At 34.5% G+C, this 18,115-nt stretch carries 10 protein-coding genes; 6 read left to right on the top strand and 4 right to left on the bottom strand.

The annotated features are described in order from the left end of the window. Window positions 1-21: 21 nt before the first annotated feature. The 3 genes from guaA to bshC all read right to left on the bottom strand — a co-directional run bounded on the left by guaA (window position 22) and on the right by bshC (window position 4,773). Window positions 22-1,557, bottom strand: coding sequence for a glutamine-hydrolyzing GMP synthase (guaA, locus tag C8N41_RS09850; protein ID WP_092446993.1), 1,536 nt, complete (start codon window positions 1,555-1,557; stop codon window positions 22-24). Window positions 1,558-1,800: 243 nt separating this feature from the next. After that, window positions 1,801-3,171 carry a pyridoxal phosphate-dependent decarboxylase family protein gene (locus C8N41_RS09845; RefSeq protein WP_115839131.1) on the bottom strand — a complete coding sequence of 457 codons (1,371 nt, stop codon included), beginning with the start codon at window positions 3,169-3,171 and terminating at the stop codon, window positions 1,801-1,803. A gap of 3 nt (window positions 3,172-3,174) precedes the next feature. After that, entirely contained in the window at window positions 3,175-4,773 is a 1,599-nt protein-coding gene (gene bshC / locus C8N41_RS09840; protein WP_115839130.1) for a bacillithiol biosynthesis cysteine-adding enzyme BshC, read from the bottom strand. 278 nt (window positions 4,774-5,051) lie between these two features. Between bshC and C8N41_RS09835 the strand changes: the two genes are divergently transcribed. The 6 genes from C8N41_RS09835 to C8N41_RS09805 all read left to right on the top strand — a co-directional run bounded on the left by C8N41_RS09835 (window position 5,052) and on the right by C8N41_RS09805 (window position 16,712). Then, the gene (locus tag C8N41_RS09835) at window positions 5,052-7,535 is read left to right on the top strand and encodes a M14 metallopeptidase family protein (protein ID WP_115839129.1); all 2,484 of its coding nucleotides are present in this window, start codon (window positions 5,052-5,054) and stop codon (window positions 7,533-7,535) included. Between the two features lie 115 nt (window positions 7,536-7,650). Continuing rightward, entirely contained in the window at window positions 7,651-10,473 is a 2,823-nt protein-coding gene (locus C8N41_RS09830; RefSeq protein ID WP_115839128.1) for a M16 family metallopeptidase, read from the top strand. Between the two features lie 623 nt (window positions 10,474-11,096). Further along, on the top strand, window positions 11,097-12,392 hold the full coding sequence (locus C8N41_RS09820) for a PQQ-dependent sugar dehydrogenase (protein ID WP_115839126.1): 1,296 nt from the start codon (window positions 11,097-11,099) through the stop codon (window positions 12,390-12,392). A 39-nt stretch (window positions 12,393-12,431) separates the two neighbouring features. Continuing rightward, complete coding sequence (locus C8N41_RS09815) at window positions 12,432-14,723, top strand: TonB-dependent receptor family protein (protein WP_115839125.1); 2,292 nt, start codon at window positions 12,432-12,434, stop codon at window positions 14,721-14,723. 33 nt (window positions 14,724-14,756) lie between these two features. Further along, window positions 14,757-15,758 (top strand): alpha/beta fold hydrolase, encoded by a 1,002-nt coding sequence (locus tag C8N41_RS09810; RefSeq protein WP_115839124.1) that lies wholly within the window; start codon window positions 14,757-14,759, stop codon window positions 15,756-15,758. Between the two features lie 111 nt (window positions 15,759-15,869). Next, on the top strand, window positions 15,870-16,712 hold the full coding sequence (locus C8N41_RS09805; RefSeq protein WP_115839123.1) for an aldo/keto reductase: 843 nt from the start codon (window positions 15,870-15,872) through the stop codon (window positions 16,710-16,712). A 46-nt stretch (window positions 16,713-16,758) separates the two neighbouring features. On the opposite strand, the gene rimO is transcribed toward C8N41_RS09805, so the two are convergent. Beyond that, on the bottom strand, window positions 16,759-18,072 hold the full coding sequence (gene rimO / locus C8N41_RS09800; protein ID WP_115839122.1) for a 30S ribosomal protein S12 methylthiotransferase RimO: 1,314 nt from the start codon (window positions 18,070-18,072) through the stop codon (window positions 16,759-16,761). Between the last annotated feature and the right edge of the window lie 43 nt (window positions 18,073-18,115).

Genomic DNA, 18,115 nt, shown 5'->3' with positions numbered 1-18,115 from the left:
ATTTGCTATCAGTTGATTGTTTTATTCCCACTCAATCGTAGCTGGTGGTTTAGAGCTAATATCATATACAACTCTATTGACACCTTTCACTTTATTTATAATTTCGTTTGATGTTTTTTGTAAAAACTCATAGGGTAAATTTACCCAATCTGCAGTCATACCATCTGTACTTTCCACAGCTCTTAAAGCGACACATTTTTCATAGGTACGCTCATCTCCCATTACTCCAACACTATTTACAGGCAATAACATAGCTCCGGCTTGCCATACCTTATCGTATAGATTCCAAGAGCGGAGGTTATTAATAAAAATAGCATCTACTTCTTGTAATATACGTACTTTTTCTGCCGTTAGATCTCCAAGAATCCGAATTGCTAATCCTGGTCCAGGAAAAGGGTGACGACCTAACAATTGCTTATCCATATTCATAGAAGCACCTACACGTCTCACTTCATCCTTAAATAATGCTCTAAGTGGCTCTACCACTTTTAGTTTCATATAATCTGGCAATCCACCAACATTATGATGACTCTTTATCGTTGCACTTGGCCCGCCTGTTGCCGAAACACTTTCTATCACATCCGGATAAATTGTTCCTTGAGCTAACCACTTTACATCTTGAATTAAATTAGCTTCCTCATCAAAGACATCAATAAATGCAGATCCGATGGCTTTTCTTTTAAGCTCTGGATCGCTCAATCCTTTTAGTGCATCCAAAAAGCGTGCCGAAGCATCTACACCTTTTACATTTAATCCCATTCCTTCGTATTGATGCAATACATCTTCGAATTCATTTTTTCGCAATAAGCCATTATTAACAAAGATACAATAGAGGTTTTTTCCTATAGCTTTATGTAATAGCATTGCCGCAACAGAAGAGTCTACTCCACCAGATAATCCAAGAACCACTTTATCGTTTCCTAATTGCTCCTTTAAGTTATCAACGGTTTCTTCTACAAAAGATTGTGGTGTCCAATCTTGCTCAACCTTTGCTATTTTAATTAAAAAATTACTTAAAAGCTGATGACCGTCTGTAGAATGGTATACTTCGGGATGAAATTGAATGGCGTAAGTTTCCTCCCCTTCAATTTTATAAGCTGCGTTTTCTACATCGCTAGTACTTGCTAAAAGCACTCCTTTAGTTGGTAATTGTTTAATGGTATCGCTATGGCTCATCCAAACCTGACTACCTTCGTGGATGTTTTCAAAGAAATCTTCATCTTGTTTTACAAAACTCAAATTTGCTCTTCCATACTCTCTGGTATTGGATTCGGCAACCTCACCACCAGAAAAATGGGCAAGATATTGCGCACCATAACAAACAGCTAGCATAGGCTTTTTTCCTCTAAATCCTTCTAAGTTTGGATGAAGAACATCTTCGCCTCTCACTGAGTTTGGACTTCCTGAAAGTATTACAGCTTTAAAGCTGTCTGAATCTGAAGGAATTTTGTTAAACGGATGAATTTCACAGTAAATGTTCAATTCTCTAACTCTTCGGGCAATAAGCTGTGTGTATTGCGATCCGAAATCTAATATTAGGACTTTGTTGTGTTGCATGCGCAAAAATAGTAAGGATTTGCGAAATACGATTTATGATTTATGATTTTTTGAATTAAATTTTTAACAAGATTAGGGTTTTAAAATAATCAAATTAAAAATGGAGTTTAATCAAGAGCTAACCATGAGTAAACGGATAATTACGGAACGCAACTTAATATTATCTTCAATATGTTGGGCTGCATATTAATATCATATGGACACATATCTCTATACTATTATAAGGTGGCATTCTAAAAACAACTAAACCATACTTTCTAAAATCATCTCAATATCGCGTTCTGTAGTATCAGGATTTATAAAACAAAAACGAGAACAGGTCTCATAAGTATCTCCGTTTTTCCATTTGGTTGGAGTCACTAAAGCAAATCCTTTTTCGTGATTTTCATACGTCCAGTGTGTATAATCTTCAGGTTTCCATCCTTTTCTTCGGTAAAGCACACAAGATAAGCTTGGCTCTCTTACCAATTCTAAATCTGGATGTTCTTCAATTAGCTTCGCTGCAATTTGCGCTAATTCTAACCCACGTTCTACAGCTTCTTTATAACGATCCGTGCCATGTGTAGCTAACGAAAACCAAAGAGGCAAACCTCTAACTCTTCGTGTAAGTTGAATTTGATAATCTGTTGGATTAAAGCCATGTGCTCCTTCATCTTTAAAAATCTCGAGATAAGACCCTTGTTGCGAATGGGCATTTTTTGCCAATGCCATATTTTTATAAATTACAGCACCGCAATCGTATGGAGAAAACATCCATTTATGAGGATCAATTGTAATACTATCTGCTTTATCAATACCATTAAATAAATGACGTACCGAATCTGCCACTAACGCTCCTCCTCCATAGGCAGCATCGACGTGAAACCACAATTTCTCTTCTTCGCAAACTTGGGCTATGCTTTCTAAATCATCAATAATACCTGCGTTGGTAGTACCACCTGTGGCCACAACAGCAAACAAACATTTACGTTGATGTTCTGTTAACGTGTCAATAGTTTCCTTAAGCGCATCTCCTGTAAGATGTTCTTCAGAATCGACCATAATAATATCGACATCAGCTACTTTAGCCATAGCTTTTATAGAAGAATGCGCTCCTATAGAAGTTATAATTAATCCTTTTTCACGTTTATATTCTGGATTTTCTCTCCAATGCTCTCTAGCTGTAACAATCGCAGATAAATTAGCTGCAGTGCCTCCACTTGTAAATACACCAAATGCTCCTTCTGGTAATCCTGTTAAAGACACGATCCATCGCATGGCTTCATTTTCGCAAAAAATACCACCAGCTCCTTCCATCCAATACGCACCATGAATACTTGAGGCAGATGTAATTAAATCGAACATAATAGCAGCTTTCGTAGGTGACGCTGGTACAAAAGCTAAGTTTCTTGGATGATCTACTGGGACATTGGTAGTGGCTAAATGTTTTTTCCACAAATCAAATGCATACTCACCACCAACACCTTTAGCGGTTACGGTTTCTCCTACCGCTGCTTTTAATTCTTCTGCTTTTTTTGGTTTTCCTATTTGGTGTTCTGTTGCTGAAACTCGTCCAATGACATATTTCATGACGTCCAAGGTCATTTCAATAAGGTCAATATCAATATGATGCATTAATTATTTTAAATTTAATATTAAAAATTCGCCTTTAAGCGGTTGCAAAACTTTAGTAAGTTCTAAAATTAACTGATCTCCATATTCTAAGTATAATTCTGAAAAATTTGTGTTTCGTTCTTGTAAACTTTCACCAGGAAACAATTGTTCTTGTAGTACAGTACAGCGCTCTATTTGATCTGCTAATTTTCGTTTTTGTGCTACCAACAAGCGTTTTTCAAGATGTTTTAATCCTTTAATTTGTTTTACCTCTTGAGCTTCTACAGCACCTATAAACGATTTATCCGTTTGTTCTGCTAAATCAAAAAGTGCTTTAAACTGTTTTTTTAAATGTTGAATTTGCTCAGAAAAATCAATATCTATATTTGAAATATTTCGAACTTTCTTATTAATAAAAGAATGTCTATCTAAAAATAAATCGCGATTTGAAATTTGTAAACTTTCAAGTTTTGAAGCTTGTTTTTGAGATTTAATTAAAGCCGAATTACGAAGTAATAAAATAGGAAAAACCACTTTTTGCGCTTCAAAATTAGATTTTAATTGCAGCCAATAAATCATTTCTCCACCTCCACCAATGTAACAAAGGTTTGGTAAAATAACCTCTTGGTATAAAGGTCGCATAATGACGTTAGGCGAAAATCGTTCTGGAAATTCGTTAAGATGTTCTATTAACTCGGTCGCATTCCACTGTATTTTGGTCTCTAAAACCGAATAAACACCATCGTGTTCTACAATGCGCTCTCGCATACCATCATTGATGTAAAACAGATTAATTTCTCTTGGGTTCACTTGAATCTTTAAACCTAAGTCTTCTAATTTCAAATTTGTTTCCGAAACAGTTTTAAAAGCTGTTTGATCGCGCAATTCGGTTGTCATTTGTGGAATAAACTCGTTTTTTAGAGCTTTAGCGTCTGCATCTAAAATTACCAAGCCTTGCGATCCAAATAATGCATTTGCTAAATAACGAGTCGCATCTGCCAAATTAGTATGGCCTAAGTAGGCTTCTTTAAACCATTTTTTTAATTGTTCGGCATGTTTTCCGGCACCAAACTCAGATGAAACCACATTAAAAACAGCTTCTAATCCATCAGTGCTAAAATGCCCAACAGCTCCGGTTTGTTCAGAATTCCATTGTATTTTTTTTCCTTTAAAATTGAAATAATTTATTTCCTCAAAATCGTGATCTTCTGAAGCCATCCAATAAATAGGAACGAAATGGTAATTTGGATACGTTGCTTTTAATTGTTTTGCTAAATTTATTGTTGAAATAATTTTATACAGAAAATACAATGGACCCGTAAACAAATTTAACTGATGACCTGTTGTAATTGTAAAGGTGTTATCATCCGCTAAGCTTTCAATATGGCTAGCTGTTAATTCTGAAGTTTCAATATGTTTATATTGATTTTTTAAGCTATCTACTAAAACAGTTCTAGACTGCGCGTTAAAAGACGCTTTCTTTTCTTTTATCTGTGCTTCAAAATTTTCCAACTTTGGAAAACGATGATAAAATTCCTTAAGCTCATCTTTTTCAGCAAGATAATCACATATTAAATCCGAAAAATAATTGGTTTCCTTAAACGGAATATGGTCAGTTGACATACAAATCTTAAATTATGGCATAAATATAAGGCACTTCAATATTTTAATTACTAATTTTTAGTTAATTCAATTTCACTAACTATCTTTACTCGCCGTACACATTTAAATATTTTGAATTAGTTAAAAAAGTTGCGCTTTAACTTCCAATTTTCGACTTTTTATGTTGCTTAGCATTGCTATGTTTCTCAAAAAAAAATTCAATTGGCCACAAAAGATCTAATTTTCAACACAATACAAATTATTTAAACGTGTTCGTTTTCAATCAAAACAAATATTAAATGCAAAAATTAGTTTTAATTCTTATTGTTGTTTTAGGTAGCTTTTTCCAAACAACTGCTCAAACCGTTTCGTCACCAAGCGAATTTTTAGGTTACGATTTAGGGACACAATTTAGTAGAAACCACCAGGTCGTCGCTTATTTTAAAACTTTAGAAAGTCAAGCGTCAAACCAAGTAAAACTTAAGACCTACGGAAAAACAAACGAGCGTAGAGATTTGTATTTAGCTTTTATATCTAGTGAAAATAATATTAAGAATCTCGAAACTATTCGGGAAAATAATTTAAAAAACACAGGACTTTTACAAGGAGCACCTACAAACAACGACATTGCTATAGTTTGGTTAAGTTACAATGTACATGGTAATGAGGCGTCTAGCTCAGAAGCAGCTATGCTCACTGCTTTTAAACTGCTTACCGAAAAGAAAGAATTTCTTAAAAACACAATTGTAATTATAGATCCTTCTATGAATCCTGATGGTCGTGATCGCTACATTAATTGGTATAATGAAACCGCAAGTTTCCCTTACGATATAGACCGACAAGCCAGTGAACATAATGAGCCATGGCCAGGAGGGCGACCAAACCATTACCTTTTTGATTTAAATAGGGACTGGGTTTGGGCGTCGCAAGTAGAAACACAACAACGTTTAGAAGTTTACAACAAATGGATGCCACATGTTCATGTGGATTTTCATGAGCAAGGTATTAATGAACCTTATTATTTTGCTCCAGCGGCAGAACCGTTTCATGAAGTGATTACGGATTGGCAACGTGATTTTCAAACCGAGATTGGAAAAAATCACGCTTCCTATTTTGATGCTGAAGGGTGGTTGTTTTTTACTAGAGAACGATTCGATTTGTTTTACCCAAGTTATGGTGACACTTACCCAACATTTATGGGAGCCATGGGAATGACCTATGAGCAAGGAGGACATGGTATGGCTGGATTAGGGATCCTAAATGATGAAGGCATCGTTTTAACTCTGATAGACCGATTAACACACCATACCACAACTGGACTTTCAACAGTAGAAATGGCTTCTAAAAACGCTAAAAAATTAAATTCTGAGTTTGCAAAGTTCTTTGATAACAACAGTCTAAAATACAAAAGTTACGTTTTAAAAGGTAACGAAGACAAAATAGAAAAATTAAAAACACTTTTAGACACCCATCAAATAGCGTATCAAAACCCAACAACTTCTAAGGTTTCTGGTATAAATTATACAACAGGAAAACAAGGTACTTTAAACGTTGACAGCAATGCTATTGTAGTGCACTCCAACCAGCCTAAAGGCAAAATGGTGAAAGCACTTTTTGAACCAAACGCTAAACTTTCGGATTCTTTAACTTACGATATTACAGCATGGTCACTACCATATGCGTATGGATTAGAAGCCATAGCGAGCACCAGTGCAATTCCCAGTGAAACACTGTTACGTAAAAAAGCGCTTCAGACCTTAACAGAGGCTTACGGTTATGTAAGCAAATGGAATGCTATGGACGACGCACAGTTTTTAGCTGAATTGTTAAAGAACGACTTTAAAGTGAGGTTCACAGAAAAACCCTTCACGTCTAATAGCCATAAATTTGAACGCGGTTCATTGATTATCACAAAAGGCGACAACAAACACATTACCAACTTCTTAGCAACATTAAATTCTATTACTCAAAAACATGCACAGACTTTAGTACAAATCACTTCAGGATTTTCAGAAAGAACACCAGACATTGGGTCGCCAGATATTAAACTCGTAAACAAACAAAAAATAGCCGTTCTATCTGGTGAAGGCACTTCTTCTTTAAGTTATGGCGAAGTGTGGCATTTCTTTGAACAACAACTACATTATCCTATAACCTCCATTGACACAGATGATTTCGGAAGCATTAATTTAAACCGATACAATGTTCTTATTCTACCTAGTGGCAATTATAGAAAAGTCTTATCGGATGATAATATGAATAAACTTAAAGATTGGGTTCGTGTAGGTGGTAAAGTGATCGCTATTGATGGTGCATTGCGAAGCTTTGCAGGAAAAGATGGGTTTAGCTTAAAATATAAAACATTTGAAGATCTTTCTGAAACAAAGGACAACCTCACTCCCTATGCGGATCGCGAACGCGAATACAGCAACAAATTAATTACTGGTGCCATTTTTAAGACTAATGTAGATAACACACATCCCATGGCTTTTGGTTACGATGACCATTATTTCACCCTAAAATTAGGCAGTACTACGTATGATTTATTAGAAAGTGGCTACAATGTTGCCTACTTAAAAGACACTAAAGTCTATTCTGGTTTTGCAGGTCAAACAGCATTAAAAGGATTAAATGAAACATTAGTATTTGGTGAAGAACGCTTTGGTAATGGTAGTTTTATCTATATGGTAGACAATACTTTATTTAGAAGTTTCTGGGAAAATGGAAAACTATTTCTTGTAAATTCTATTTTTATGGTCAATAATAATACGTATGAATTATAGAAACCAATGACATTACAACGTGTGAATAGGCTTTATCAAATTCCTCACTAGGACTGAAGTAACAACCGTACTAAATCAATTATAACCTCAACCATCATCATTCAAAAACATAATTATGAAAAACATTAAATCATCACTTTTAATCTTGCTGGTACTTTTTACAATACTATCTTGTAATGATAGCGCCACAAAAGAAACAACTCCAGAATTTAAAGTTGCGTACGAAAAATTTACTTTAGATAATGGTTTACAAGTGATACTCCACGTTGATAAATCAGATCCTGTAGCTGCTGTAGCCTTAACAGCACACGTAGGATCGGCACGAGAAAAAACAGGCAGAACAGGTTTTGCACATTTATTTGAGCACCTTTTATTTTTAGAATCTGAAAATTTAGGAAAAGGTGGTTTAGATCAAATGAGTGCTCGTATTGGAGGTTCTGGTGCAAATGGTTCTACAAGTCGCGATCGCACTAATTATTTTCAAACCGTACCTATCGATGCATTAGAAAAAATGATTTGGGCAGAAGCAGATAAACTCGGTTATTTTATAAATACAGTAACAGAACCAGTTTTAGCAAAAGAAAAACAAGTGGTTAAAAATGAAAAACGTCAGCGTGTAGACAATCAACCCTATGGTTTTAATTCTAGTGTTATAAATAGTAATTTATATCCTGAAGGTCATCCGTACAGCTGGGAAGTCATTGGATCTTTAGAAGATTTACAAAATGCTACATTAGACGATGTTAAAGAGTTTTACAGACGTTGGTATGTACCCAATAATGTTACTTTAACTATTGCTGGAGACATAGATGTAGAACAGACCAAGATTTGGGTTAAAAAATATTTTGATGAGATTCCAAGGGGTGAAGAGGTTCCTAAAATGAAAAAACAACCCGTAACGCTTAAATCTTCTAAACGCTTATTTTATGAAGATAATTTTGCACGTGCACCTCGTTTAACCTACACTTGGCCAACCGTATATGAATATCACCCAGACACCTATGCGCTAACCGTATTATCTCAATATTTATCAGAAGGAAAAAAAGCGCCTTTGTATAAAGTTTTAGTAAAAGACCAACAGTTAACAAGCAACGTCAGCATGTATCAGAACTCTTCTGAAATTGCAGGACAGTTAATGTTAAGTGTTACCGCTTTCGATAAAACGAATTTAAACACGGTTGCTAAAGCAATACACGAAAGTTTCAGAGATTTTGAAATGAATGGCATTTCAAAAACCGATTTAGATCGTATTAAAGCCGGGCAAGAAACATCATTTTACAGAGGATTATCTAGTGTGTTAGGTAAAGGGTTTCAATTGGCGCAATATGAAATTTTTGCGGGAGATCCTGGTTTTATAAATCAAGATGTAAAGCATATTTTAGCCGTAACTCCAGAAGATGTTATGCGTGTTTACAAGACTTACATCAAGGATAAAAAATTCATTGCTACGAGTTTTGTTCCGAAAGGACAAATGGATTTAATTTTAGACAATTCACAACCTGCAACGGTTACAGAAGAAAAAATAATTGAAGGTGCTGAGGACACTTTTGATGCGAGCCTCGTAGCAGAATACGAAAAAACACCTAGCAGTTTTGATAGATCTGTAGAACCTAAATATGGCAAAAGTCCTGATTTAATTATTCCTAAAGTATGGAAACGCACCTTAGATTCTGGCATTAACGTATTAGGTATTGAAAATACGGAAGTTCCATTAGTAGAATTTGAACTTGAAATAAAAGGTGGTTTACTGCTAGAAAATATTAATAAAGTTGGTGTTTCAAACCTTATGGCTAATTTGATGACTAAAGGCACAAAAAATAAAACACCAGAGGCTTTAGAAAATGCTATTGAAAGTTTAGGAGCTCAAATTTACAGTTATGCCACAAATAATAGTGTGGTCATTTCTGGTACCACTTTAGCAAAACATTTTGATGCGACCATGGACTTAGTTACGGAAATCCTTTTAGAACCACGTTGGGACGAAGAAGAATTTAATTTATTAAAACAAAGCACCGTAAGCCGTATTCAACGTCAGCAAGCAAACCCAAATAGCATCGCAGCTAATGAATTTGCAAAGCAAGTCTACGGTAAAAATAACATTTTAGCTTACAACAATAGCGGTACAGAAACATCTGTTAAAGCTATTAGCCTAGCAGATTTGCAAAATTTCTACACCGAAAAACTAACGCCTAAGCTTACAAATCTACATGTGGTTGGTGCTATTTCAGAACAAGAAGTTATAGACGCTTTAACAACTATAAATACCAAATGGGATTCCAAAGATGTTACGATTCCAAACTTACCAGTTGTTAAAACACCAAAAGCTTCTAAAGTCTATTTTTATGATGTACCTGGAGCTAAACAATCGGTAATTACTTTTGGATATCCGTCATTGAAAGCTACCGATAAAGATTACTATGCAGCCTCTATAATGAATTACCGTTTAGGTGGTGGTAGTTTTGCTTCACAATTAACACAGCAATTACGTGAAGCTAAAGGTTATACATATGGTATTCGTTCTCGATTTGATGGTGACGCTAATACAGGTGAATTCTTAATTACCAGTTCTGTACGTACCAATGTTACTTTCGAATCTGTGGCATTAATAAAAGACATTTTAGAAAATTATGGCCCAAATTATAACGAAACCGATTTAGAGATTACAAAAGGGTTTACATTAAAAAGTGGAGCACGTGCGTTTGAAACTTTAGGCTCTAAATTAAATATGCTTAGTAGCATTAGCAATTATGGATATCCAAATGATTATGCTAAACAACGTCAATCAGTTGTAAAGGATTTAACGGTAGAGGACATCCAAGCACTTGCTGATCAATATATAAGACCTAACCAAATGATTTATATTATTGTTGGTGATGCCGAAACGCAATTAAAAAAATTAAACACGTTAGGGTTTGGTGAGGTTATACCTTTAAATTAGAGGTGCTATAAAATGGAGCTCTTGCTATTTTTTTTATAAAGAACTAGTTAATAAGAGCTTCATATTTTACACCGTACTTTATAAAACTAGTGTATATTAAACTAACAACCATATTAGTAAAATAAAATTTCAGAAATAACTCAACTAGGAAGATAACGTAGATAAATAAGTCTGAATACGTCGTTATTTCGCTTTATGGATTAAGGATTCATGCATAAAAACCTTGTAAGGCATCATTAATGTATAGATGAAGCCAATACTTTGTTTTACCTAAAACTTTGAGGGATGTCTCCAACTCTATATCAATTTGGATGGCATCCGAAACGTTTTGCATTTGTTTACATAAGGCAACTATTAAGAGTGATAAAAGTAGATTCGTTTTAATTTCATGCTTAATGACAAGCATCAATCATACCAAAAAATGTTATAAAAGTTTAAAACATTCGATATACAGTTTTCATATTAAATTTCAACTTTAAAAACAGACTACAAACTATTAATCAACCACTTAAACACGATTTTAACCCTGTATTAAATATGTGTTTGAGTCTATATGCGTTTCAAATGAGTTAAACAAAAACAGTACGTGCTTTAATTTTGAAACAATAGAAAAATCACAAATTATGAAACTACAAAAACACGTACTACTTACACTCTGTATGTTGACTATATTATCTTGTAAATCGGAGAGAAAGAAAAATATGACCGTTTCTGAAAATGAAAAAGAAATGATAGCTGAAAAACCTGCAGATACGGTTCAGACAGCTTTGGGAACATTAGTACTTCCTAAACCTTACGCTACAGAATCTGTGACCAAAGAAAATAATTTAGTCGATTGGCCAGAAGGAAAAATGCCTGTTGCACCTCATGGTTTTACGGTAACCAAGTTTGCAGATGGCTTTCAGAATCCACGTTGGACGTACATTGGACCCAATGGAGATTATTTTGTGTGTGAGGCTAACACGGAAGATAGTGCTGGTTTAATTACACTTTTAAGAGATAAAGATAACGATGGAGAAATAGAGTTGCGAAACACCTTTCTTAAAGATTTAAAACAGCCTTTAGGAATGCTAATTATTGACAACTATTTTTATGTCGCAAATACAGATGGACTTTATAAATATCCTTATAAGATAGGCCAAACTGCTTTAGAGCATTCAAAAGGCGAAAAGATTGTAGATCTTCCGGCTGGAGGATACAACCATCACTGGACTAGAAACATAATCACCAACAAAACTAAAGATAAGATTTATATTTCTGTAGGTTCTGCTAGTAATGTAGGCGAATATGGCATGGATGAAGAAGTGCGCCGAGCTAACATATTAGAAGTAGACCTCAACGGCAATAATGAAAAAATATATGCAAGCGGACTTAGAAATCCTGTTGGTATGGACTGGAACCCTGTTAATGGAGAATTATGGACCGCAGTAAATGAACGCGATGAACTTGGGGATAATCTTGTGCCAGATTATGTAACTAGTGTTAAAGAAGGTGGTTTTTACGGCTGGCCTTACTCCTATTTTGGCTCAATAGAAGACCCAAGATTAAAAGGAGAAGCCCCAGAACTGGTAGCAAGAGCGATTGTTCCAGATGTATCTGTAGGACCACACACCGCGTCTTTAGGGCTTACGTTTTATGACCAAGGAAATTTTCCTGCTAAATATAAAAATGGAATATTTGTTGGACAACATGGGTCATGGAATCGTTCAGTGCTTTCAGGATATCGTGTGGTTTTCATTCCTTTTAAAAACGGTGAACCCGCGGGACAACCAGAAGATTTTTTAACCGGTTTTATTGCTAAAAATAATGACACTGATGTGTACGGAAGACCTGTCTGTGTTACAGTAACACCTGCTGGTGATTTATTAGTTAATGACGATTCTGGTAATACCATTTGGAAAGTGAGTTATAATAATTAGTTTAAAAAGATCTAGTAATCCATTATTTCAATCTATGGTATGAAAATAACTCCTTCAAAAACATGGACAGTTATCGTTTTAACTGCCATTATAAATTTATTACAGTCTCAAAATATTAGTGGTCGCGTAATTGATTCATTTCATACTTCAATATCTGAAGTTGAGATAATATTTAATAATGTGGTAATTTCTAAAACCAACAATCAAGGAGTTTTTACGTTGTCTGAAGGCTTTCAACTTCCGATACAAATTACATTGAAGCATCCACACTATGATATAGAAACAGTCACTCTATCTAAAAACCTTAGTGTTTTTCAACTCTCTGTTTTAAAAGAAACATTGGATTTAGATGAAGTTACTATTGCTTCCACCTATCAGAAAGAAAGTCGGGTGATTGTGCCTACTGTAAAAATTTCATCTGAAAAATTTGAAATATATAGTCCTGTAGATTTGGTATCAGCCATCAATGAAACTCCAGGTGTTTATATACAAAGTGGTGCCATAAACACCAACAGAATTGTGATTAGAGGTGTAGGATCTCGGACACTTTATGGGACTAATAAAATACGTGCTTATTTTAATGGCATACCCATTACTAACGGTATCGGAGAAACGGCTATTGATGCTTTTGACCCAGAAGACATCAGTAATATAGAAATCGTAAAAGGTCCTAAAGCCACACAATACGGCACCAATTTGGGTGGTACTTTATTACTTAACTCACAACAAGCTTCTGACGGTGAAACACATTTTAAAAGCAACCTTACCCTTGGCAGTTTTGGACTGATAAAAAATAATATCTCCTTAGCTACCAAAGCTAATAAATTAGCCTTAAACCTTAATTATGATCATATTAGGTTAGACGGATTTCGTGACAATAATATGTATAATCGCAAAGCCGTGTTATTGACTTCCAACTATAAATTTAATCCTAAAAATGATATTGGAATTTTAATTAACTACACCGATTATTTTGCAGAAATACCGAGTTCTATAGGATACACTGCATTTAATGAAGATCCATCACAAGCTGCATTTACTTGGAATGCTGCTCAAGGTTTTGAAGATAATAAGCAAGTTTTAGTCGGACTTAATTATACACATCGTTTTTCTAATAATTTTAGTAATACCACGTCTGTTTTTTATAACTACCTCGATCATTATGAACCTCGTCCATTTAATATTTTAGATGAATACACTAATGGTTATGGAGTAAGAACATTATTTGCAAAAGATTTTAAATTCTTGTCTCAAACAGCTCACCTTAGTTTTGGTGGCGAACTCTACAGTGATCAATACCACTGGAAAACGATTGAAAATCGCTATGAAAACAATAATAATCATGGAAGTTTAGAAGGAGAACTACTTAGTGATAACCAAGAACAAAGAAATAACCTCAATGGCTTTGCCACCATAACATTACCATTTACAAAAAAACTAAAAGCCCAATTAGGCATTAATGTCAACACCACCAATTATAAGTTTAAAGACGAGTTTAACGTTGGCGAAAACAATAAAAATGCGGATCGTGACTTTAATCCCATAATTGCGCCTAATTTAAACGTCTTATACCAATTTACATCAAACATAAACGCTTACGCAAATATCAGTAGAGGTTTTAATTATCCCTCAATTGAGGAAACACTAACACCAGACGGCATAATTAATCCAGACTTAGGTCCGGAAACTGGCTTGAATTATGAAATTGGTAGTACTCTATTTTTATTCAAAAGAAAAATGCGTTTACAACTTACTGCGTACCTACTTGATATTGATAACTTATTGGTAGCAGACCGTATAGGCGAGGATCAATACATTGGTAGAAATGCAGGCAAAACAGAGCATAAAGGCTTAGAATTATCGGCTTCTTTTATACAGACACTTTCAAATGGTTTTTCTTTTTCACCTTACATCAATGCCGAGATTACAGACCATCGTTTTATAGATTTCATTGATAGTGAAACCGATTATTCAGGACATCAATTAACCGGAGTACCAGAAGTAAAAATAAATGGTGGTTTACAATTCAGCTTTAAAAATGTTAATTTAAACACTAATGTGCTTCACATTGGAGAAATGCCTTTAAACGATGCCAACACTTTGTCGTCCAAAGCTTATACTGTTTTTAACACAAAATTATCTTTTAAAGGTGCAATAACATCAAAGTTTAACATTGAAATTAATTTAGGTATTAATAATTTTACAGATGAAAAATATGCATCTTCTGTATTAATTAATGCTGTTGGCTTTGGCGATTCAGAACCACGTTATTACTATCCTGGAATGCCTCGAAATTGGTTTAGTGGTATTAAGATGGCATACCAAATTTAAAGAAATTACATATTCATAAAACTCAATATCATCATGAAAAAGAATGTACTTATAGGATTGCTACTTTTATTTGTCTTTCATATTACTAAAGCACAAACCGACAGTTTACAATGGTTAGATATTGAATTAACGAATTATAAATATCCGTATGCCGTTTCTAAGTTAGAATTGACGATTCAAAATCAAGATTTAACGATGGCTTATATGGATGAAAAACCTGATAATTACAACGGAAAAAACATTGTACTATTTCATGGAAAAAATTTCAATGGTGCCTATTGGAAAACAACAATTGAAGCTTTAACCAAAAAAGGTTTTCGTGTTATTGTACCCGACCAAATTGGATTTGGAAAATCCTCAAAACCAGATCATTTTCACTATACCTTTCAACAATTGGCACAGAATACAAAAACCTTACTCGATAGTTTACATGTTGAAAAGACTGCCGTTTTAGGACATTCTATGGGAGGCATGTTAGCCACACGATTCACACTGATGTATCCTAATACCGTTGAAAAATTCATCTTGGAAAACCCTATTGGATTAGAAGACTGGAAACTAAAAGTACCTTATCAGCCTGTAGAATGGTGGTTTAAAAATGAACTCAAAAAAAACTACGAAGGCATAAAAAAATACCAGCTAGAGAGTTATTACGATAATCAATGGCAACCAGAATACGACCAATGGGTCAACTTATTAGCCGGCTGGACATTAAATTCTGATTACAAAACTATAGCTTGGAATGCAGCTTTAACTTACGACATGATTTTTACACAACCTGTGGTGTACGAATTTAAAAACATTACGGCACCAACTTTGTTAATTATTGGTACCAGAGACAGAACAGCACTCGGCAAAGGACTTGTTTCGGAAAATGTAAAAAAAACAATGGGTTTGTACAATCAATTAGGCAAACAAACTCAAAAGAAAATTCCTAATGCCAAATTGGTTGAAATAGAAAACGTGGGACATTTACCACATATAGAAAAGTTTGATAGTTTTATAAAACCACTAGTTACATTTTTAGAACATTAATAGCACATTGCTAAAAAATGATAAAACATGGGTTCGTACAACAGCTATAAAACACTGAATATTTAGTAATCCAAGTATTAATAACACTTAACTTTAATACCATATTAAATTATGAAAAATCTAAACCTAAACGATGGTCATACATTTCCGATTGTTGGTTTCGGAACATATAAAGCCACAGAAGAAGAAGGTATTGAATCCGTTAAACATGCACTTCTAAATGGCTATAGACTGCTAGATACAGCAGCTGCCTATAAAAACGAAGAAGCTGTTGGTAAAGGCATTAAAGCCAGCGGAATACCTAGAGAAGATATCGTAGTCACAACCAAATTATGGCGCGAAAAGTTAAGTTATGACATGGCTAAAGAAGAATTTGAAAAATCCCTTAAGCGATTAGATTTAGACTACCTAGATTTATATCTCATTCACTGGCCAGCAAATGCTAAAAATTATGATAATTGGGAAAAAGCCAATGCCGAAGCTTGGAGAGCGTTAGAAGAATTACAAGCTGAAGGTAAAATAAAATCTATAGGAGTTAGTAATTTCTTTGAAGAACATCTTGAAGCATTATCTAAAACAGCCAAAGTAAAACCAGCCGTTAACCAAATAGAATTTCATCCTGGTTATTGGCAACCCGAATTAGTTGCCTATTGCAAAAAAGAAAATATCACTGTTGAATCTTGGTCACCTTTAGCTAGAGGAAAAGTTTTTGAAAATGAACCATTAAAGGCTATCGCAAAATCTCACCATACCACAGTAGCTAAAGTTTGTCTTCGTTGGATTATTCAGCACAATGTAATTGTCATTCCGAAATCTACCACGAAAGAGCGTATTGAAGAAAACATAAACCTATTCAATTTTGAACTTTCAAAAGAAGAGATGAATATAATAAACAAATTACCTGAATTTGGTTTTAGTGGTGAGCATCCTCACTTTTGGCCAGACAGAATTTAATGCGGGCAACGTTATAGTACTTAATTATGCCCACAACTAATTGCTACTACAATCCGTTTGAAATCACTTCACCATAAAGATCAAAATCTTCAGCTTCAATAACCTTTATGGTTGCAAATTCTCCGGTTTTTAAATAGGTTGTAGTGGCATCAATTAAAACTTCATTATCAACATCTGGCGAATCAAATTCAGTTCGTCCCACAAAATAATTACCTTCCTTTCTATCGATGACAACCTTAAATGTTTGTCCGATTTTTGCTTGATTCAATTCCCAAGAAATCTGAGATTGAATTTCCATAATCTCATTAGCACGTTGTATTTTAACGTCTTCTGGCACATCATCTTCTAAATTATAAGCATGTGTATTTTCTTCATGCGAGTAGGTAAAGCATCCTAAACGTTCAAAACGCATCTCTGAAACCCAATTTTTAAGTTCTTCAAAATGAGCTTCTGTTTCTCCAGGGTAACCCACAATAAGCGTCGTTCTAATCGTCATTTCTGGAACAATAGCTCTAAACTCTTTAATCAGTTTTGTGGTTTTTTCTTTTGTCGTTCCACGACGCATCGATTTTAATAGGTCATCAGAAATATGTTGTAACGGAATATCCAAATAGTTGCAAATCTTAGGCTCACGATTCATTACATCTAAAACATCCATAGGGAAACCTGTAGGAAACGCATAATGCAAACGAATCCACTCGATACCTTCTACCTTTACCAAGTTTTCTAATAACTCAGCAAGGTTTCGTTTTTTATAGAGATCTAAACCATAATACGTTAAATCTTGGGCAATAAGAATAAGTTCTTTTACTCCATTAGCGGCCAACTTTTCTGCTTCAGTAACTAAATTTTCTATTGGAGTGCTTTTATGTTTTCCACGCATTATTGGAATGGCACAAAAACTACAAGGTCGGTCACAACCTTCCGCGATTTTTAAATATGCATAGTTTTTTGGCGTCGTTGTTAAACGCTCACCAATCAACTCATGTTTATAATCGGCACCTAAAGCTTTTAATAAACCTGGTAATTCAGTGGTACCAAAATACTGATCGACATTCGGAATCTCCTTCTCTAAATCTGGCTTATAACGTTCGCTTAAGCAACCTGTAACAAAGACTTTATCAACATCTCCATCTTCCTTTTTCTGCATATACTCAAGGATAGTATTTACACTTTCCTCCTTAGCATTATTAATAAAACCACATGTGTTTATAACTACGACATTACCTTCCTCTTCATGCACAACCTCTTTTCCACTTGCTTTTAGTTGCCCCATTAACACTTCACTGTCGTAAACGTTTTTACTACAGCCTAATGTTATAACGTTAATTTTATTCTTTTTTATAGTCTTGGTTCTCATGCTTTTTGTAAATCAGTTTGCAAAGATACGGAATGATTTACTA

The organism is Winogradskyella sediminis (assembly GCF_003387355.1).
GTDB lineage: Bacteria > Bacteroidota > Bacteroidia > Flavobacteriales > Flavobacteriaceae > Winogradskyella > Winogradskyella sediminis.
This window is presented reverse-complemented; position numbering and strand designations above follow the sequence as displayed.